Annotated in this window: 15 protein-coding genes; 5 read left to right on the top strand and 10 right to left on the bottom strand. The window is 65.1% G+C overall.

Annotated features, from left to right (window positions below; translation table 11 throughout):
* The first annotated feature begins 128 nt into the window (after positions 1-128).
* A complete protein-coding gene (locus J4G43_RS21080; RefSeq protein ID WP_085404802.1) occupies positions 129-1,325 on the top strand; it encodes an amidohydrolase family protein in 1,197 nt (398 codons plus the stop codon).
* Positions 1,326-1,450: 125 nt separating this feature from the next.
* Positions 1,451-2,134 carry a hypothetical protein gene (locus tag J4G43_RS21075; RefSeq protein ID WP_208086154.1) on the top strand — a complete coding sequence of 228 codons (684 nt, stop codon included), beginning with the start codon at positions 1,451-1,453 and terminating at the stop codon, positions 2,132-2,134.
* Positions 2,135-2,138: 4 nt separating this feature from the next.
* Here the strand turns inward: J4G43_RS21075 and J4G43_RS21070 are convergent, their stop codons facing one another.
* The 9 genes from J4G43_RS21070 to J4G43_RS21030 form a co-directional block, all read right to left on the bottom strand.
* Positions 2,139-2,528 carry a hypothetical protein gene (locus J4G43_RS21070; protein ID WP_208086153.1) on the bottom strand — a complete coding sequence of 130 codons (390 nt, stop codon included), beginning with the start codon at positions 2,526-2,528 and terminating at the stop codon, positions 2,139-2,141.
* A 167-nt stretch (positions 2,529-2,695) separates the two neighbouring features.
* Positions 2,696-3,151 carry a MarR family winged helix-turn-helix transcriptional regulator gene (locus tag J4G43_RS21065; protein ID WP_208086152.1) on the bottom strand — a complete coding sequence of 152 codons (456 nt, stop codon included), beginning with the start codon at positions 3,149-3,151 and terminating at the stop codon, positions 2,696-2,698.
* 14 nt (positions 3,152-3,165) lie between these two features.
* Positions 3,166-3,870: an ABC transporter ATP-binding protein gene (locus J4G43_RS21060; RefSeq protein ID WP_166352340.1), complete on the bottom strand. Its 705-nt coding sequence runs from the start codon at positions 3,868-3,870 to the stop codon at positions 3,166-3,168.
* Entirely contained in the window at positions 3,867-4,652 is a 786-nt protein-coding gene (locus J4G43_RS21055) for an ABC transporter ATP-binding protein (RefSeq protein ID WP_166352338.1), read from the bottom strand. The genes J4G43_RS21060 and J4G43_RS21055 overlap by 4 nt, the downstream gene beginning before the upstream one ends.
* Positions 4,649-6,538, bottom strand: coding sequence for an ABC transporter permease (locus J4G43_RS21050; RefSeq protein WP_208086151.1), 1,890 nt, complete (start codon positions 6,536-6,538; stop codon positions 4,649-4,651). Before J4G43_RS21050 ends, J4G43_RS21055 begins: the two co-directional genes overlap by 4 nt.
* A gap of 152 nt (positions 6,539-6,690) precedes the next feature.
* Positions 6,691-7,893 carry an ABC transporter substrate-binding protein gene (locus J4G43_RS21045; protein ID WP_063983953.1) on the bottom strand — a complete coding sequence of 401 codons (1,203 nt, stop codon included), beginning with the start codon at positions 7,891-7,893 and terminating at the stop codon, positions 6,691-6,693.
* 80 nt (positions 7,894-7,973) lie between these two features.
* Complete coding sequence (locus J4G43_RS21040) at positions 7,974-8,558, bottom strand: amino acid synthesis family protein (RefSeq protein ID WP_085404807.1); 585 nt, start codon at positions 8,556-8,558, stop codon at positions 7,974-7,976.
* Between the two features lie 15 nt (positions 8,559-8,573).
* Complete coding sequence (locus J4G43_RS21035) at positions 8,574-9,470, bottom strand: UPF0280 family protein (protein ID WP_208086150.1); 897 nt, start codon at positions 9,468-9,470, stop codon at positions 8,574-8,576.
* Positions 9,467-10,924, bottom strand: coding sequence for a 6-hydroxynicotinate reductase (locus J4G43_RS21030; protein WP_208086149.1), 1,458 nt, complete (start codon positions 10,922-10,924; stop codon positions 9,467-9,469). Before J4G43_RS21030 ends, J4G43_RS21035 begins: the two co-directional genes overlap by 4 nt.
* 250 nt (positions 10,925-11,174) lie before the next feature.
* Between J4G43_RS21030 and J4G43_RS21025 the strand changes: the two genes are divergently transcribed.
* Together J4G43_RS21025 and J4G43_RS21020 are read left to right on the top strand one after the other, a co-directional pair.
* Positions 11,175-11,657, top strand: coding sequence for a (2Fe-2S)-binding protein (locus J4G43_RS21025; RefSeq protein WP_028159320.1), 483 nt, complete (start codon positions 11,175-11,177; stop codon positions 11,655-11,657).
* Entirely contained in the window at positions 11,657-15,184 is a 3,528-nt protein-coding gene (locus J4G43_RS21020) for a molybdopterin cofactor-binding domain-containing protein (protein ID WP_208086148.1), read from the top strand. The genes J4G43_RS21025 and J4G43_RS21020 overlap by 1 nt, the downstream gene beginning before the upstream one ends.
* A gap of 75 nt (positions 15,185-15,259) precedes the next feature.
* Here J4G43_RS21020 and J4G43_RS21015 read toward each other — a convergent pair whose 3' ends face one another.
* The gene (locus J4G43_RS21015) at positions 15,260-16,228 is read right to left on the bottom strand and encodes a catechol 2,3-dioxygenase (RefSeq protein ID WP_208086147.1); all 969 of its coding nucleotides are present in this window, start codon (positions 16,226-16,228) and stop codon (positions 15,260-15,262) included.
* 423 nt (positions 16,229-16,651) lie between these two features.
* Here J4G43_RS21015 and J4G43_RS21010 point away from each other — a divergent pair, with 423 nt between their 5' ends.
* Positions 16,652-18,406: an ATP-binding protein gene (locus tag J4G43_RS21010; RefSeq protein WP_208086146.1), complete on the top strand. Its 1,755-nt coding sequence runs from the start codon at positions 16,652-16,654 to the stop codon at positions 18,404-18,406.
* The last annotated feature ends 87 nt before the right edge of the window (positions 18,407-18,493 follow it).

Genomic DNA, 18,493 nt, shown 5'->3' with positions numbered 1-18,493 from the left:
TCCGAGGCGGGCAGCTATGCGTCGTTTGTACACGATCATTCGTGTACTAATGAATAATCCTGCTTGCTCCCGGGGTCAAGGCTGCCCAAGATCGCGAGCGTTGCAGTTAGGAACAAGGAGCCCCTTCCATGGCGCATGACGCCCCCCAGGCCACCGGACCCTCGAAGCTCGTGATCCGGAATATCGGCCTGATCCTGTCCGGCGCCCTGGAAAAGCCGATCCTGGACGGCGACACCATCGTCGCCGAGAACGGCAAGATCACCGCGATCGGCCGCTTCAAGGACCTCAACACCGAAGGCGCGACCACCATCGTCGAGGCCAACGGCACCACGGTCGCGCCCGGCCTGATCGACAGCCATGTCCACCCTGTGGCGGGCGACTGGACGCCGCGCCAGAACCAGATCGGCTGGATCGACAGCAATTTGCATGGCGGCGTCACCACGATGATCTCCGCCGGCGAGGTGCACATGCCCGGCCGCCCGCGCGACGTCGTCGGGCTGAAGGCGATGGCGATCTTCGCCCAGCGCGCATTCTGGAATCTGCGCCCGGGCGGCGTGAAGGTTCACGCCGGCGCACCGGTGATCGAATGCGAGATGGTCGAGGAGGATTTCAAGGAGTTGGCCGCGGCGGGCGTCAAGCTGCTCGGCGAGGTCGGCCTCGGCGGCGTCAAGGACGGCCCGACGGCGCGCAAGATGGTCGGCTGGGCCCGCAAATACGGCATCCAGAGCACGATCCACACCGGCGGCCCCTCGATCCCAGGCTCCGGCCTGATCGACAAGGACGTGGTGCTGGAGGCCGACACCGACGTGGTCGGCCACATCAATGGCGGCCACACCGCGCTTCCCGACGACCAGATCCGCTGCATCTGCGAGGGCTGCAAGCGCGGCCTCGAGATCGTTCACAACGGCAATGAGCGCTCGGCCCTGTTCACGCTGCGCATCGCGCGCGAGATGAACGATCTGCACAGGGTGATCCTCGGCACCGACGCGCCGGCCGGCTCCGGCGTGCAGCCGCTCGGCATCTTGCGGATGGTCTCGATGCTGTCCTCGCTCGGCGATTTGCCGGCCGAACTCGCCTTCTGTCTTGCCACCGGCAACACCGCGCGAATGCGTCAGCTCGATTGCGGCCTGATCGAGGTCGGCCGCTCCGCCGATTTCGTCATCATGGACAAGGCGCAGCATTCGCCCGGCAAGACCATCCTGGAGAGCGTGCAGCTCGGCGACCTCCCCGGCATCGGCATGACCATCATCGACGGCATCGTGCGCACCCAGCGCAGCCGCAACACGCCGCCGGCCGGCCGGGTGCCGGAAGTGGTGGCGAAGTGACGCAGCCGGAGCAGCTCGCCGCTTCGCGTCGCGCCTCGAAGGCATTGAACAAGTCTGCTGCCTGCCGCGTCTAACGCAGGCAGCCCTCGGCGGCGGCAGTTCATTGCTGGACCATCGAGGGAGACATGAAAAGTTCGCTGCGGATTGCCGCCGGCATCGCCGGTGCGGTGGCAGGCTTCATCGCCACGATCGGGCTGCTCGAGCTGACCGGCTTCGGCAATCGTGCAGACCCGATCACGACGGGGCTGGTCGCCCTGTTCGTCATCGCCCCCATCGGCGCAGTCATCGGCCTGGTGCTCGCCACCAAGCTGGCGACACGCAAGGACGACAATAGCGGCGGCCTCGCACGCAACAGCCTGAAGTCACTCGGCGTCGTCGTCCTGCTCTGCCTCGCCGCCGGTGTCACTTACGCCGTCTACGCGTATACGACCGCCACGCCCTGGCTCAATCCGAACGCCAGCAATCCACTGCTCGTGTTCGAGGTTCGTCTTCCGGCAGAAGCAACGGTGCCGACGTCACCGCAAGGCATTACCATCGAGCTGCAGACCGACATCAACACCATGCCGGGTGAAGTGACCCCCTACGCCTTCTATCGTGATGGCGACCAACCCGTCATCGCAGGCGAAGTCGAGCTTGCCTTTAGAACCTCGCACCGGCAGCTCGCCGTCAACATCCAGGGCCAGCCGAGCCGGATCTATCCGATCGACCTGACGGCCCGGGCGCCGCATACGCCGGAGTTCGGCACGTGGCGGCGGCTCGCCGATGGCAGCGAAATCCGCTACCGCGCCAAATGGCCGGGGAAGACGTAAGGGATCAGCGCTTCTTTGCGATCTCACAGCGCACGTAGGTCTGGCGCTTGGCCTGGCCGACCGGGCCATTCTCGATCACCAGCCGGCCATCCGCCGCAACGGAGACTCGGGGATCGGAGCGAAACTTTTCGCCCTCGCCTTCGCAGGCAAGCCGCATCTTCCAGCTTTGCTTGCCGTCTGCGGTGATCTCGCTGGCGCGGCAGCGCGTCTCGTACCAATAGAGGCGGTTGCCGCCTTCGATGCTCATCCGGTTGGCGCTGTCCTGATCGCGGCAATCCTTTCTGGTCGACGCCCAGAAGCCCTCGTAGGGCTGTGCCGCGCAGGCAGGAGCGCATTCGCCCGCCAGCGCCGCACCAAGACCCAAAATCAGTGTGAACCGCGTCGCCGCTCTCATATCGGAAGACCTCGACAAACCCTTCATCGAGGTTAGTCGCCAGTCCCCGCAGCTTGTTCAACTGCCGTAGGGTGGGCAAAGCGTAAGCGTGCCCACCGTTCTTCGCCAAGCCGCAGAGATGGTGGGCACGGCGCTTACGCGCCTTTGCCCACCCTACGGCACCTTACTCACCGCAGCTTGTTCAACAGCGCCATCAGCATCTCGCGCTCCCTGGCGTCGAGCGGCGCGAGCGTTTCCCTGGTGATCGCGAGCGCACTCGGCGCGACCTTCTCCGCAAGCTGCTGACCGGCGCGCGTCAGGCTGACCAGAAGCCGCCGTCCGTCCTCGGGATCCTGGCTGGTCTCGGTCAGGCCCCGTGCGGTCAGGCGGTCGATCACGCCCTTGATGGTCGCGACATCCATCGCCGTCAGCCGCCCGAGCTGGTTCTGCGAGCATGGCCCGGTCTCGGCCAGCTTCGACAATGCCGCCCATTGCGTCGGCGTGAGATTGGTGCCGATGTCGCGCGAGAAGATCGAGCTGTGGCGCTGCCAGACCTGACGCAGGATGAAGCCGACCTGCTCGTCGAGCACGTAAGACAATTTTGCCGGTTTGACGCTTTTCTTCGCCGCAACGCTTCTCGCCATCCGCTCCCCGCCCCTCACAACGACAGATGCGCGTCGCGGACATCCGGACGCGCGTCGAGCTCGGCCATGGTGCCGCCGAAGCAGATGCGGCCGCGCTCGATGATATAGGCGCGGTCGGAGATCAGCCGCGCAAAATGCAAATTCTGCTCGGACACGACGATGCTGACGCCTTCCTTCTTCATGGTCAGGATGGCATCGACCATCTGCTCCACGATCTTCGGCGACAGGCCTTCCGAGGGCTCGTCCAGCAGCACCAGCGACGGATTGCCCATCAGCGTGCGCGCGATGGTGAGCATCTGCTGCTCGCCGCCGCTCATGCGGCCGCCCGGTCGGTTCTTCATCTCACCCAAATTTGGAAACAGCGTGAACAGCTTTTCGCGGGTCCAGTGCGGGGCGTTCGGACGCTTCGGCTGCCGGCCGACCTCGAGATTCTCCTCCACCGTCAAATCAGTGAAGATGCGCCGCTCCTCGGGCACGTAACCAAGCCCGTCGCGCACGATCTCATGCGTCGGGCGCGCCGAGACATCCTTGCCCTCGAACATGATGCGCCCCGAGCGCTGGGCAACGAGCCCGACGATCGAGCGGAACGTCGTCGACTTGCCGGCGCCGTTGCGGCCGAGCAACGCCACCACCTCGCCCTCGCCGACCTCGAAACCGATGTCGAACAGGATATGGGCCGGGCCGTAATGGCTGTTGAGGTCTTGCACCGTGAGCTTCATGCGGAGGCTCCATGCCCGGCATCGTAAAGCAGGCCCTCGCCGAGATAGACGGCCTGCACCTGCGGATTGCCGCGCACCTCGGCCGGCGAACCTTCGGCGATCAACGTGCCGCGGTTGAGTACGATAATGCGGTCGGCATGTTCGAACACCACGTCCATGTCGTGCTCGGTGAAGAGCACGCCGATCGATTTTTCCCGCGCGATCTGCGCCGTCAGCCGCATCAGGTCGACGCGCTCGCGCGGCGCCATGCCGGCGGTTGGCTCGTCCATCAGCAGCAGCTTGGGATCGTTGGCAAGCGCCACCGCAAGCTCGAGCCGCTTGAGGTCGCCATAGGCGAGCTCGCCGCAGGGTCGATCGGCGTAGCCGCCCATGCCCACCAGCTCGAGCAGCCGGCCCGCCTCGCCGCGGTCGAAGTTCGGCGCCGAGCCGAAGAGATTGAACAGCTGCTTGCCGTGCGAGATCAGCGCGACCTGCACGTTCTCGCGCACGGTCATCGTCGCGAAGGTCGCGGTGATCTGGAAAGTGCGCCCGACACCGAGCCGCCAGATCTCGCGCGGCTTCTTGCCGGTGGTCTCCTCGCCGAGCAGACGGACATGGCCGGTATCAGGCTTGTTCTGGCCGTTGAGCATGTCGAAGCAGGTGCTCTTGCCCGCGCCGTTCGGGCCGATCAGCGCCAGAATTTCGCCTGATCGCAGCGAAAACGAGACGCCACGCACGGCGTGGATGCCGCCATAGGATTTGGACAGGCCTTCAACCGCGAGAAGTGGGGGTGCGACGCTCATTCGACGGACTCGATCGGCTTGGCAAGCAAGGGAGATCCCGGCGGCGATGTCTTCCTGCGCCGCTGCGCCAGCATCTCCAGCATGCCAACGATGCCCTTGGGGAAGACGACGACGATCAGCACGATGAAGCCACCGAGCACAAGTTTTGACAGGTCGGTCTGGCTGACCAGCCAGATGTTGAGCGCCTTGTAGACGATGGCGCCGATCACCGCGCCCGACACCGTCTCGACGCCGCCGAGCAGCACCATGACCAGTGCGTCGACCGACAGCGAGATCCCAAGATTGTCGGGGAAGACGCTACCCTTGAGGTAGGCGAACAGCGCGCCGCCGATGCCGGCGGTCGTGCCTGCGATCACGAACGCCGTCCACTGGATGCGCTTGGCATTGATGCCGACCGCCTCGCTGCGCAGAGGCGAGTCGCGCGTGGCCCTGAGTGCGTAGCCGAACGGCGAGAATACCATGGCCCGAAGCGCGACCGTCACAAGTGCCGCAACGCCGAGCGCCAACCAATAGAAATGCCCCGGGCTCGCCGCCCAGCTTGACGGCCAGACGCCGAGTATGCCGTTGTCGCCGCCCGTTACACTCACCCACTGGAACGCGATCGACCAGACGATCTGCGCAAACGCAAGCGTCAGCATCGCGAAATAGACGCCGGAAAGCTGCACCGCGAAGAAACCGAACACGGCAGCGCCCATGCAGCCCAGCAGCGGCCCGAGCAGCAGGCACACGACCATCGGCAGCCCGGCCATCTTGGCGAGGAAGGCGACGCCGTAGGCGCCGAGACCGAAATAAGCGGCATGCCCGAAGGACGCGAGCCCACCGACCGACATCAGGAAATGCAGGCTGACGGCGAAGATCACGAAGATCGCAATCTCCGAACCGACTGTGAGAACATAATTGCCGGCGAACAGCGGCAACGTCGCCGCGATGACGAGCGCGGCAAGCGCCGCGAGCCGCTCGTTCGACGTCAGCGGCCGCCAGGGATTAACAGTGAGGCCTGGTGTCTTGCGCGCGGGCGCCTCGGGCTTGCCGAACAGACCCCAGGGCCGGACGATCAGCACCACCGCCATCACCAGGAAGACCAGGATGATGGAGATCTTCGGGAAGATCAGGATGCCGAAGGCGTTGAGCTCGGAGACCAGCACCGCCGCAACGAAGGCGCCGACGATGCTGCCGAGGCCACCGATCACGACGACGACGAAGACCTCGACGATGATCCGCAAATCCATGGCGTGATGCACGGCATCGCGCGGGATCTGGAGCGCGCCGCCGAGTGCGGCGAGGAAGACGCCGACCGCAAACACGGATGTGAACAGCCATTTCTGGTTGACGCCAAGCGCTGCGACCATGTCGCGGTCCTGCGTCGCCGCGCGCACCAGCACGCCCCAGCGCGTGCGCTGGAACAGCAGCCAGAGAATGCCGAGTACGACCGGGCTGAGCACGATCAGGAACAAATCGTAGCTCGGGATGTTCTGGCCGAAGAAATCGATGGCGCCCTTGAAGCCCGGCGCGCGGCGGCCGACGAGATCGTCGGGGCCCCAGATCAGCACGACGAGATCCTCGACCATCAAGGTCAGGCCGAAGGTCGCAAGCAGCTGGAACAGCTCGGGCGCGTGATAGATGCGGCGCAGCAGCACCATCTCGACGATGACGCCGATCAAGGCCACGGCAAACGCGGCGACGACGATCCCGCCCCAGAAGCCGAACGCACCCGAAAGCCGCTCCGTCAGCGTGAAGGCGATGTAGGCGCCGATCATGTAGAAGGCGCCATGCGCGAAATTCACGATCCGCGTCACGCCGAAGATGATCGACAGGCCCGAGGCCACCAGGAACAGCGACGCTGCGCTGGCGAGACCGGTCAGAAACTGTACGACATAAAAGGCCATCGGCGGTCCGGGTTAAGAATAAGTCTCAGTATGGGGCTTCATCCTTCGAGACGGCGCTACGCGCCTCCTCAGGATGAGGTCCGGGACCCTCATGGTGAGGAGCGCGGCAACGCCGCGCGTCTCGAACCACGAGGCCCCGGTTCCTCTTCACATCAGTCCTTCGGACGCAGCTTATCGACTTCGGCGTCGCTCGGCAGATAGTCCGAGCCCTTCTTGTAAGAAGAATCCACCATCACGCCCTTGCCGTCCTTCAGCGCGGTCTTGCCGACATAGGCACCGAGCGTCGACTGGTGGTCGATCTTGCGGAAGGTGATCTCGCCGAACGGCGACGGCATCGACAGCCCCTCCGCCGCGGCGATCAGTTTCTCCGGATCGGTCGAGCCGGCCTTCGCAAGGATCGCAGCGGCCGCCTTGATGGTCTGGTAACCGACGATCGAGCCCAGGCGCGGATAGTCGTTGTACTTGGCCTGGTAGGCCTTCAGGAACGCGTCATGCTCGGGCGTCTTGATCGAGTACCAGGGATAGCCGGTGACGATCCAGCCCTCCGGCGTCTCGTCCTTGAGCGGATCGAGGTATTCGGGCTCGCCGGTCAGGAACGAGACGACCTCGCGCCCCTTGAACAGGCCACGGGTGTTGCCTTCACGCACGAGCTTCACGAGGTCGGCGCCGAAGGTGACGTTGAGGATCGCTTCGGGATTGGCTGCGGCAACCGCCTGCACCACCGGACCCGCGTCGATCTTGCCCTGCGGCGGCCACTGCTCGTCGACCCACTGGATGTCAGGGCGCTTCTCCGACATCAGCTTCTTGAACACCGCGACCGCGGACTGGCCATATTCATAGTTCGGCGCGATGGTCGCCCAGCGCTTGGCCGGCAGCTTGCTGGCTGCTTCCACCAGCATCGCCGCCTGCATGTAGTTGGAGGGACGCAGGCGGAAGGTGTACTTGTTGCCCTTGGACCAGGTGATGGCATCCGTCAGCGGCTCGGCCGCGAGGAAGAACACCTTCTTCTGGTTGGCGAAGTCGCTGACGGCGAGGCCGATGTTCGACAGGAACGTCCCCGTCAGCATCGCAACCCCCTCGCTGGAGACGAGCTCGTTGGCAGCGGTCTGCGCATCGGCCGGCTTGCCGCCGTCGTCCTTGGAGACGACGACGAGCTTCTTGCCGTTGATGCCGCCGGCCGCGTTGACCTGTTCGACTGCGAGCTGCCAGCCCTTGCGATAGGGCTCGGTGAACGCCGGCAACAGCGAGTAGCTGTTGATCTCGCCGATCTTGATCTCCTGCGCCACGGCCGAATGAGCCATGCCGCCCGCCAGCAGCGCGAAGGCCGCGCCCACAAAAGTGTTTCTCGCTCGCATCCCAACCTCCAGTTTTGAACTCTCTACGTCTTCAGCGTGATCTTGTCGGAGAAGCCATGCCCGCCTCCCCGGTTCAAACTCTATTTCAAACCGTCTTCACCCTTCACTTCCGCAACCGTCAGCCCGCCGACACGCGGCAAGGGTCGGCCGCTATCGGTGACGGCGACCGCGACCATGATCTCGTTGGCGCGCGGCGCATCGTTGATCTGCACCTCCATGCCGTCAAAATGGCTGCGCACGAAGGCGGCGTCCTTGTGCCCGAGCGGAATGTCCAGCGTCGTGCCCGGGCCGCTGCGCTTCTTCGACGACGGGATCAGCGCCGCGCCCTTGCTCAGGACCTTGCGCACCGGAGCGCCCATCTTCGGATGCAGGATAGCCGCCGCATGCTCCAGCTCGCCGTTCTCGCCGACCGCCGCGGCCTTGCCGTAGCTCTGCGCCTTCGCGCCATCGATGCCCAGCGCCGCCACCGCGCGCTTCGCCAGGAGATCGCCGAGCTCCTCGCCGATGGCGATCAGGGGCGAGAGATCCTCGACATATTTGCCGGCAAAGGGATTTTCGATCACGGCGATCGCCGCGGCGCGCCGCGTCGGCGGCGAGACCTGGCGGCCCATTTCCATCTGCGTCTCTTCGACGACCGTGACGATCTTGCGGATGATCGCGCTCATGTTTCGCTTCCCTGTTCAGGCATAGACCGCGTTCTCCAGCATGAGCGGGCGCGTTCGTTGCTCTTCTATATCCTTGGTTCCGATGACAAGCATATCACCACAAAGCTGCAACACGGCACCCTCGATCAATCCGCGATCGAACAATTGCCGTGCACATTCCGCGCCAGATTCCAGTGCGGCCGCGACCTCGTTCTGCGACAATTCACCGACATCGCGGGTGACGAGACGCGCGCCGAGATCGCTGTCGGGCTGAAGCTCGTTCGCAGGCTTTCTGATGATGCCGGGATGCCCGGGCAGATCGACGGCATTGGCGATGACCGTCGCGGCCGCATCGGCCTGCGATGCGGTGGCAGCCAGCACCGTGACCGCGTCGGCAATGCCGAGCGAAAAGCTGCGGCCGTGACGCCCGCTGGTCGCGATGCCGCGCACGGGATCACCTGAGTAGACCCTCATCTTGCGCAGCACGCCGTCACGATCAGGCCGATCCATCAAGCCGACCGAAAAATGCTCGCCCTCGCCGAGATGCAGCGCGATATCGCCGCCATTGTTGACATAGGCCTGATCGAGCGCCGCAGCGCCCAGCATGGCGCCAAGAATCTCCTCTGCAACGCTGCCGGCAACCGCGGCCATCGGCGTGATGAAGCAATCGGCGGCATAGGGTGCGACAGCAGCGTGCATCCGACGCGCCACCACGCCCTTCAGCGAAGTCTGCTTCTCAGCAGCCGTCCGCAGTTCCGGCAATTCCGCGCAGAGTTCGTCGAGCAGTCCGGTGAAACGCCGCGCCGCCGCCTCATAGGCCGCGCGCACTGCGTCCGCGTGCCCCCTCGCCTCCACGATCAGATCAATCGGTCCATCCTGCAAATGCAGCCGCCGGCCACCAGACAGCAATGCGATTTGCGGGAGCCTGGTCATGCCCGGCGCCCCGGAATCGGGTTCTGCCAGGGCAATTGGCGAACATCTTCGCCGTTCTGCACTTCGGAGAGCGGTTTGACGTGATCCATGTGCCCGCCGAGCGCGGCGTAGTCCGACAGCTTCATCGTGAACTCGATCGGCGCGACCAGCGCGGGCGTCGGAACATAACCGAACGCGCCTGAAGGCATCTGCGTCACATCGACCATGTAGGTGATGCCACCGCCCGGCCAGACATAAACAGGCGCGCCGCCGCTGGTGACGCGCGTCAGCGCGTCCTTCACCGAACGCGTCAGCCGCACCGGATTGTCGGTGACGCCCGCGCGCAAGGAGCCGCCGGCCCCCGCCATGAACAACACCGTGCACAGCGCCGGCTCGCAATTCTCCTGGATGCGCTCGACCGAGAACTTCAGGTCATCAGGCATCTCGGTTTCGACCGGCTTCAGGGCCTCGTCGAGCACATAGTAAGACGAGTGCTCGCCGGTCGTGGAGACCATCAGCATGGAGAGACCAGGCTTGGCTTCCTTGGCGTCGAACGGCCCGAGAATCGCCAGCGGATCGGAAATGTTGGTGCCGCCCCACCCCGTGCCGGGATCGGCGACCTGGAAATAGCGGCCGGGCGTCGAGCGGCGGCCCTTCATCTTGATGCCGGTGTCGGCGATGTCGAGCAGCTTGCCGGCCTGATGCTCCGAGAGCACGCCGGTGATGTGGTCGTCGACGACGACGACCTCGTCGACCTTGCCGTGCCATTGCTTGGCGAACATGCCGATCGTCGCCGAGCCGCAGCCGACGCGCATGCGCTCTTCCTTCATGCCGTTGACGATCGGCGGCTGGCCGGCCTGCACCACCACGCTGGCGCCGCCGTCGATGGTCAGCTCGACCGCCTTGCAATTGGCGAGATCCATCAGCGTATCGCAGGTGACGCGGCCCTCTTTCTTGGAGCCGCCGGTGAGATGATGCACGCCGCCGAGCGACAGCATCTGCGAACCGTATTCGCTTGTCGTGACGTGGCCGACCGCCTCGCCCTGCGCGCGAACGGTCGCGGTTTCCGGGCCGAGATAGCGGTCGGTGTCGATCTTCACCTTGATGCCGCAATAGGAGAAGATGCCCTCGGTGACGACAGTCACCATATCGACGCCATCGATCTCGGACGAGACGATGAACGGCGCCGGCTTGTAGTCGGGATAGGTTGTGCCCGCACCGATCGCTGTCACAAAGGTCGAGGGCTCGTGGACGATCTTGCCGTCCCAGTCTTCGGTGCGGCTGAACGGAACGAGCTTGCCGCCATGCGAGACGGTGCGTTCCAGGATCACGTGCGGGTCGACGCGGACGAGCTTGCCGTCGTGATTGGCATAGCGGTCGCAGGCGCCCGCCGCGCCCGGCTTGATGTAGCACATCACCGGACAGGCATCGCAACGGATCTTGTCGATGGCGGCGCTCGTCGTTTCAGTCACCATGTCCAAAGCCAGTCGACTGCGGTTATCATTCGTATACGAACGATGTTGCGCGCCCTCCCGAAGGCTGTCAAGCGGCGGTGCGGCGCAAAAGGTGCGGCTGCCGCATAAAACCCCATTTGCCTATCCGCTCTGTCCACAAAGAAGGCAGTCGCGCTGCAGTGCGGCATGCGCGGCTTGCACGTTTGTGTACAAACGGTATCGTCGCGACGTAAGTTTTGACGAGCACTTGGCCACGGACTTGGGAACGAGGATGACGCAGACACCGATCCGCCTCACCGTGAACGGCAGGATCCACGAGATCACGGCAGCGCCGCAGACGCCGCTGCTCTATGTGCTGCGCAACGATCTCGCGCTCAACGGTCCGAAATATGGCTGCGGCTTGGGCGAATGCGGCACCTGCACTGTCCTGATCGACGGGCAGGCCGCGCGCTCCTGCGTGATTCCCGTGAGCGGCTGCGCAGGCCGCGACATCCTGACGCTCGAAGGGCTCGGCACGCGCGACAAGCCGGATGTGGTGCAGCAGGCCTTCATCGACGAGCAGGCCGCGCAATGCGGCTATTGCCTCAACGGCATGATCATGACCACCAAGGCGTTGCTCGCGATCAACCCGCAGCCGACCGAACAGGAGGCGCTGGCGGCGCTGCGCTACAATCTCTGCCGCTGCGGCACCCATGTCGAGATCCTGCGCGCGGTGATGCGCGCATCCGGCCAGATCACTGAGGCCGTTGATTGATGGCCTCCCCTCTTTCGAACGGAGCTGAGCGGCAATCCGGTTCGCTCGTCGTCGTCCGCACCGTGGACGAAGTCACGTCCGAAACCTTCGTCCGCATCACCGCAGATGGATCGGTCTCGGCCTATAACGGCCATGTCGATCTCGGCACCGGGATCCGCACCGCACTCGGCCAGATCGTCGCCGAAGAGCTGGATGTGTCCTTTGCGCGCGTCGTCGTGGTGCTCGGCGATACCGCCGTGGTGCCGAACCAGGGCGCGACGATCGCGAGCGAGACCATCCAGATCACCGCCGTCCCCCTGCGCAAGGCCGCCGCGCAAGCGCGGCACTTTCTGATCGCGCGCGCAGCCGAGCGGCTGGAGCTGCCGGCCAGCGACCTCAAGATCGAAGACGGCCTCGTGCGCGGGCACAACCGCAGCGTCAGCTATGGCGAACTGATCGGCGGCGAGACCATTCGCCTCGAGCTTGCCGACGACGTCGCACTCAAGCCCGTTGGCGACTACGCCATCGTCGGCCAGTCGACGCCCCGCGTCGACCTGCCCGCCAAGGCGACGCGCGAGCTGACCTTCGTGCACGACATTAGGGTGCCCGGAATGCTGCACGGCCGGGTCGTGCGTCCGCCCTATGCCGGCGTCGATGCCGGCTCGTTCGTCGGCACCAGCCTGATCGCGGTGGATGAGTCCTCGGTACGTGACATTCCCGGCATCATTGCCGTCGTGCGCATCGGCGATTTCGTCGGCGTGGTCGCCGAGCGCGAGGAGAACGCGATCCGCGCGGCGGAGCAGCTCGCGGTAAGCTGGAAGCCGACGCCTCATCTGACCGATCTCGCCGACGTCGAGACCGCGCTGCGCGCCAATCCATCGACGCCGCGCACGCTGATCGACAAGGGCGATGTCGATAAGGCGATCTCAGGCGCGGCCAAGCCGATGCAGCGCACTTATGTGTGGCCGTACCAGATGCACGCCTCGATCGGGCCGTCCTGCGCGGTCGCCGATGTCCAGGACGGTAACATCCGCGTCTGGTCGGGCACGCAGAACCCGCATGTCCTGCGCAGCGATCTGGCGCTCCTGATCGAACGTCCCGAAAGCCAGATCGAGGTGATCCGCCTGGAGGCCGCCGGCTGCTACGGCCGCAACTGCGCCGATGACGTCACCGCGGATGCGCTGCTGCTGTCGCGCGCCGTCGGCCGGCCCGTGCGCGTGCAGCTGACGCGCGAGCAGGAGCATGCCTGGGAGCCCAAGGGCACCGCGCAGCTCATCGACGTCAATGGCGGGCTCGACGCGGACGGCGGCGTCGCCGGCTACGACCTCGCCACGCGCTACCCTTCCAACGCTGCGCCGACATTGGCGCTGCTGTTGACGGGGCGAATCTCGCCGGTGGCCGATGTGCTCCACATGGGCGACCGCACCGCGATTCCGCCTTACGACTACGACCACATGCGCGTCGTCGCCCACGACATGGCGCCGATCGTGCGCGCGTCCTGGTTTCGCGGTGTCTCGGCGCTGCCGAACACGTTCGCGCATGAATCCTATATCGACGAGGCCGCGACCGAGGCCGGCGTCGATCCGATCGAATACCGCCTGCGTTACCTGAAGGACCAGCGCGCCGTCGATCTCGTCAATGCGGTGGCCGAGCGCGCGGGCTGGACGCCCCGGCCTGTCCGCGAAGAGAAAAACGGCGACATCGTGCACGGGCGCGGCTTTGCCTATGCGCTCTATGTCCACAGCAAGTTTCCCGGCTATGGTGCGGCGTGGTCGGCCTGGGTTGCCGACGTTGCGGTGAACAAGTCCACCGGCGATGTCAGCGTCACGCGCGTCGTCGCCGGGCAGGACTCCGGCCTGATGATCAATCCGGACGGCGTGCGCCACCAGATCCACGGCAACGTCATCCAGTCCACCAGCCGCGCGCTGATGGAAGAGGTTTCGTTCGAGCGCGGCGTGGTGACGGCGCGCGAATGGGGCGCCTATCCGATCATCCCTTTCCCTGACGTGCCCAAGATCGACGTGCTGATGTTGCCGCGTCAGGACCAGCCGCCGCTCGGCGTCGGCGAGTCCGCCTCGGTGCCGAGCGCAGCGGCGATCGCCAACGCGATCTTCGATGCCACCGGTGTGCGCTTTCGCGAGCCGCCGTTCACGCCGGAGCGCATCCTGAAGGGATTGCACGGTGAGGCATCGCCCGTGCCGCAAGCCCTGCCCGCACCCGCTGCATCGCCGCCGTCCCGCATCTGGGAGAATCCCTTCGCCAAGCGCGCCGGCATCTTCGCGACGATCGCGGCCGTCTGCACTGCCGCGATCGGCATCGGCGCAGCACTCCTGCCCGGACGCGCGATCGCGCCGATCGCACGTCCCGATCCATCGGTCTATTCCGCGGCGACGATCGCGCGCGGAGAGCAACTCGCAGCACTCGGCAATTGCGCGGAGTGCCACACCAGCCTCAATGGCGTGCTCAACGCCGGCGGCCGCGCACTACAGACGCCGTTCGGCACGATCTACTCAACCAACATCACGCCCGACGCCGAGACCGGCATCGGCGCCTGGTCCTATCCCGCCTTCGAGCGCGCGATGCGCGACGGACTGCATCGCGACGGACGGCAGCTCTACCCCGCCTTCCCCTACACCCATTTCGCCAAGACCAGCGACGCCGACATGCAGGCGCTCTACGCCTACCTGATGACCCAGCCTTCGGTTCGCGCCACGGCGCCGGCGAATGCGCTCGCCTTCCCGTTCAACCTCCGCCCGCTGCTTGCGGGCTGGAATGCGCTGTTTCACCACACGCAAGAATTCAAGCCCGATCCCGCCAAATCGGAGCAGTGGAATCGCGGCGCCTATCTCGTCGAGAGCCTCGGCCATTGCAGCGCCTGCCACTCGCCGCGCAACGCGCTCGGCGCCGAGCAACGTGAGGCCTATCTCGCCGGCGGCTTTGCCGAGGGCTGGGAGGCGCCGGCGCTGACCTCGCTCTCACGCGCACCGATCCCATGGAGCGAGGACGAGCTGTTCGCCTATTTGCGCACCGGCCATTCGCGCTATCACGGCGTCGCGGCTGGCCCGATGGCGCCGATCGTCAAGGACCTCAAAGCCCTGCCCGACCCCGACATCCGCGCGATGGCGGTCTATCTCAACTCGTTCAACGACACCGCGATCGATACGCGGGGCCAGGATGCACTTGCCGCAAAGCTTGAACGCTCAACGCAGGTCACGGTGGCGCCTTCCACCGGCGCGCGGCTCTATCAGGGCGCCTGCGCCGTCTGCCACGAGGTCGGCGGCCTGCCGCTGTTCGGAACTCGGCCCTCGCTCGCGCTCAACAGCAATCTGCACAGCGCGACATCGGACAATCTCGTGCAGGTCGTCCTGCACGGCATCGCCGAGCCGGTGTCGAGCGATCTCGGCTACATGCCGGCGTTCAAGAACAGCATGAGCGACGCGCAAGTCGAAGAGCTCGTCAGCTTCCTGCGCAAGCAGTTCGCGCCGGACAAGCCGGCCTGGACCGGCGTCCGCGAGACGATCACGCGCGTACGCACCTCAACGCATTGATTTTTGGAGCATGACCTGATCGAAAAGCTGCTTCACACTTTGCGCTAACGCGGCCCTTCGGGTCCGGGTCATGCTCTAGCCATGCTTCTGCGCCTCCACCGGCGGCGTGCCGTGGGTGTGGAATGACTCGATCGTCTTCAATCCCCACGCCTGCCCCTTCTTGCGCTCCTCCTCGGTCCACACGATCGGCTTCCAGTCGGGGGCGAGAATGAGGCGCGCGCCGGCGTTGGCGACTTCGACGCGGTTGCCTCCGGGCTCGTAGACATAGAGGAAGAAGGTCTGCTGGATCGCGTGCTTATGCGGGCCGGTCTCGATGTGCACGCCGTTCTCCAGGAAGATATCGGCGGCGCGCAAAATCTCCTCGCGGCTGTCGAGCGCGTAGGTGACATGGTGAAAGCGGCCGGGCGTGCCGGAATGGTCGAGCGAATAGGCAAAATCGTAGCTCTTGTTCGACATCGTCAGCCACATCGCCGCTTCCCGCCCGTCGTTGAGCACGATCTGCTCGGTGAGGCGGCAGCCGAGATAGTTTTCGAAGAACTCGCGGTTGGCCTTGATGTCGACGGCGAGGCAGTTGAGATGGTCGAGACGGCGAACGTTGACGCCGCGCGCGGGAAAACGCTGCGCCTGGTTCTTCAGCGCGGGTCTAAGCTCCGGCGGCGCCTGGTACCATTCGGTCTCGTAATAGAGCTCGACGATATGGCCATCAGGGTCGCGGCAGCGGAAGGTCGGCCCCTGCCCCATGTCGCCGTCGATCCAGCCGATGTCGAAGCCGGAGCCTTTGAGCGCGGCGACGCGGCGCTCCAGCGCCTGCTGGCTGCGCGCGCGCAGCGCCATATGCTCCATGCCTGATGTCTTCGACGCCGTCAGCTTGAGCGAATAGCGCTCGTAATCGTCCCAGCCGCGCAGGTAAACCGACTCGCCCTTCTGCCCGCTGACGGTCATGCCCATGACGTCGACGAAGAATTTCAGGCTCTCGTCGGGCTTCGGCGTCAGCAGCTCCATGTGGCCGAGATGAGCAAGATCGAGGATTGGTTCGGGCTGCATACTTTCCTCCAGGCGTGGCTGCGATCAGCCGGACCGGATCGCGCAACCGGACGCAAGGCTGCAAACGCGCTCGAGTGTCCGGGGGGGCGGCATCCAGGCCGCAGGTTCATTTGTACTAATGTACAAATGATTAGGTCCCGTCAACAAATCAAAACATGGCCGCCCGGATCGAATGACGCGCGGGCCGGGATGACCTCCATCCCCCGAACGGCGGACCGACTAGCCGAATGGTAAAATCTTCCTTAAGCGCTGTCGGGCCTATCGGCCCAGAAAAGCGGCATTCCCCTACCGATTCCGCCCGCAAGTATGCATTAGGAGCAAATCTCTCAACCGAATTGTCGCAGATTTAACAAAGCCCCCACGCCTGCCGTTTAACCGTTTGTCCAGCCGCGGCACGCATAGTCAGGGTTAAACCTCTTGCTCATGCCAGGTTCATTCATCGTGACATCCTTTGGACGCGTGATTTCGGTACGCGGGTCGCTCGCCCGGGTCGGACTACTGGCGGCAAGCCAGATGCCGGTCTCGGAAATTCGGGCCACCGTCGGCCGTTTCGTCAGCATCCGCTGCGCCAGCTCGGTGATCGTCGCCATGATCACCGAGGTGTCCTGCGAGAACCTCTCGAACTCCGACTACATCGCCATCGCGTCGGTCGACCTGCTCGGCGAAATCCACAATGCCGCCGACAAGGCCAAGTTTCAGCGCGGCGTCACCAACTATCCGACCATCGGCGATTCCGTCGACCTGATCACCAGCCAGGAGCTGCGCACGATTTACGCGCCGACCGGATCGGACCAGATCAATGTCGGCTTCCTCCAGCAGGACCGCTCCGTCGTCGCTTATGTCGACGTCGAGGAAATGCTCTCCAAGCATTTCGCGGTGCTGGGATCGACCGGCGTCGGCAAATCCACCGGCGTGTCGCTGCTGCTCAACGAGATCCTGAAATCACGCCCGAACCTGCGCATCTTCCTGCTCGACGTTCACAACGAATATGGCCGCTGCTTCGGCGACCGCGCGCTGGTGCTCAACCCGCGGAACCTGAAGCTGCCGTTCTGGCTGTTCAACTTCGAAGAGATCGTCGACGTGCTGTTCGGCGGCCGCGCCGGCGTGCCCGAGGAGCTCGACGTCCTCGCCGAGGTGATCCCGATGGCCAAGGGCATCTACACGCAGTATCAGAACACCGATCGGCTCGGCCTGAAGCGCATCGACCCCAAGCAGGTCGGCTGCACCGTCGACACGCCGGTGCCATACCGCCTGGTCGATCTGATCTCGCTGATCGACGAGCGCATGGGCAAGCTGGAAAACCGCTCCTCGCGCATCATCTATCACAAGCTGATCTCGCGCATCGAGGCCGTCCGCAACGACCCGCGCTACGCCTTCATGTTCGACAACGCCAATGTCCGCGGCGACACCATGGCCGAGGTGATCAGCCATCTGTTCCGCCTGCCCGCCAACGGCAAGCCGATGACGGTGATGCAGCTCGCCGGCTTCCCGGCCGAGGTCATCGATTCCGTCGTCTCGGTGCTGTGCCGCATGGCCTTCGACTTCGGCCTGTGGAGCGACGGCGTGTCGCCGATGCTGTTCGTCTGCGAAGAGGCGCACCGCTATGCCTCGGCCGACCGCAACGTCGGCTTCGGGCCGACGCGCAAGGCGGTGTCGCGCATCGCCAAGGAAGGCCGCAAATACGGCGTCTATCTCGGCCTCATCACCCAGCGTCCGGCCGAGCTCGACGCCACCATTATCTCCCAGTGCAACACGCTGTTCACGATGCGTCTGGCCAACGAGCGCGACCAGGCGCTGCTGCGCGCCGCGGTATCGGACGCGGCCGCGAACCTGCTGTCCTTCGTGCCATCGCTCGGCACCCGAGAGGTGCTGGCGTTCGGCGAAGGCGTCGCGCTGCCGACCCGCCTGCGCTTCAAGGAGGTGCCGCCGCACCAATTGCCGCGCGGCGAAGCCACCATCTCAAGCGTGCCGTCGGTCACCTCCGGTCACGACATGCATTTCGTCGGCGCCGTGCTCGAGCGCTGGCGCGGCGCCACCTCGCAACGCGACGTGCCGAACGATCCGGTGTTTTCGCAGCCGCCCGCAAAGACGCTCGCGACCGCCGAAGCGCCGATGCTGCAGCCCTCGATGGGGCTGGACCCGGATCGCTTCTCGCTGCTGAAGAAGCCACTGCGGTAAGGAACGGACACCGCTTCGGCAAATTCCGCTGTCATGCCCGGGCTTGATCGGGGCATCCAGTACGCCGCGGCCCCTCGATTCAATCAC

The sequence above is a fragment of the Bradyrhizobium barranii subsp. barranii genome (genome assembly GCF_017565645.3).
GTDB lineage: Bacteria > Pseudomonadota > Alphaproteobacteria > Rhizobiales > Xanthobacteraceae > Bradyrhizobium > Bradyrhizobium barranii.
This window is presented reverse-complemented; position numbering and strand designations above follow the sequence as displayed.

What these genes read in the sequence shown, in the direction of transcription:
- J4G43_RS21080 (WP_085404802.1), top strand. Translation starts at nt 129, where the DNA reads ATGGCGCATGACGCCCCCCAGGCCACCGGACCCTCGAAGCTCGTGATC.
- J4G43_RS21020 (WP_208086148.1), top strand. Translation starts at nt 11,657, where the DNA reads ATGGCCTCCCCTCTTTCGAACGGAGCTGAGCGGCAATCCGGTTCGCTC.
- J4G43_RS21060 (WP_166352340.1), bottom strand. Translation starts at nt 3,870, where the DNA reads ATGAAGCTCACGGTGCAAGACCTCAACAGCCATTACGGCCCGGCCCAT.
- J4G43_RS21050 (WP_208086151.1), bottom strand. Translation starts at nt 6,538, where the DNA reads ATGGCCTTTTATGTCGTACAGTTTCTGACCGGTCTCGCCAGCGCAGCG.
- J4G43_RS21015 (WP_208086147.1), bottom strand. Translation starts at nt 16,228, where the DNA reads ATGCAGCCCGAACCAATCCTCGATCTTGCTCATCTCGGCCACATGGAG.
- J4G43_RS21075 (WP_208086154.1), top strand. Translation starts at nt 1,451, where the DNA reads ATGAAAAGTTCGCTGCGGATTGCCGCCGGCATCGCCGGTGCGGTGGCA.
- J4G43_RS21070 (WP_208086153.1), bottom strand. Translation starts at nt 2,528, where the DNA reads ATGAGAGCGGCGACGCGGTTCACACTGATTTTGGGTCTTGGTGCGGCG.
- J4G43_RS21055 (WP_166352338.1), bottom strand. Translation starts at nt 4,652, where the DNA reads ATGAGCGTCGCACCCCCACTTCTCGCGGTTGAAGGCCTGTCCAAATCC.
- J4G43_RS21040 (WP_085404807.1), bottom strand. Translation starts at nt 8,558, where the DNA reads ATGAGCGCGATCATCCGCAAGATCGTCACGGTCGTCGAAGAGACGCAG.
- J4G43_RS21035 (WP_208086150.1), bottom strand. Translation starts at nt 9,470, where the DNA reads ATGACCAGGCTCCCGCAAATCGCATTGCTGTCTGGTGGCCGGCGGCTG.
- J4G43_RS21065 (WP_208086152.1), bottom strand. Translation starts at nt 3,151, where the DNA reads ATGGCGAGAAGCGTTGCGGCGAAGAAAAGCGTCAAACCGGCAAAATTG.
- J4G43_RS21025 (WP_028159320.1), top strand. Translation starts at nt 11,175, where the DNA reads ATGACGCAGACACCGATCCGCCTCACCGTGAACGGCAGGATCCACGAG.
- J4G43_RS21045 (WP_063983953.1), bottom strand. Translation starts at nt 7,893, where the DNA reads ATGCGAGCGAGAAACACTTTTGTGGGCGCGGCCTTCGCGCTGCTGGCG.
- J4G43_RS21010 (WP_208086146.1), top strand. Translation starts at nt 16,652, where the DNA reads ATGCCAGGTTCATTCATCGTGACATCCTTTGGACGCGTGATTTCGGTA.
- J4G43_RS21030 (WP_208086149.1), bottom strand. Translation starts at nt 10,924, where the DNA reads ATGGTGACTGAAACGACGAGCGCCGCCATCGACAAGATCCGTTGCGAT.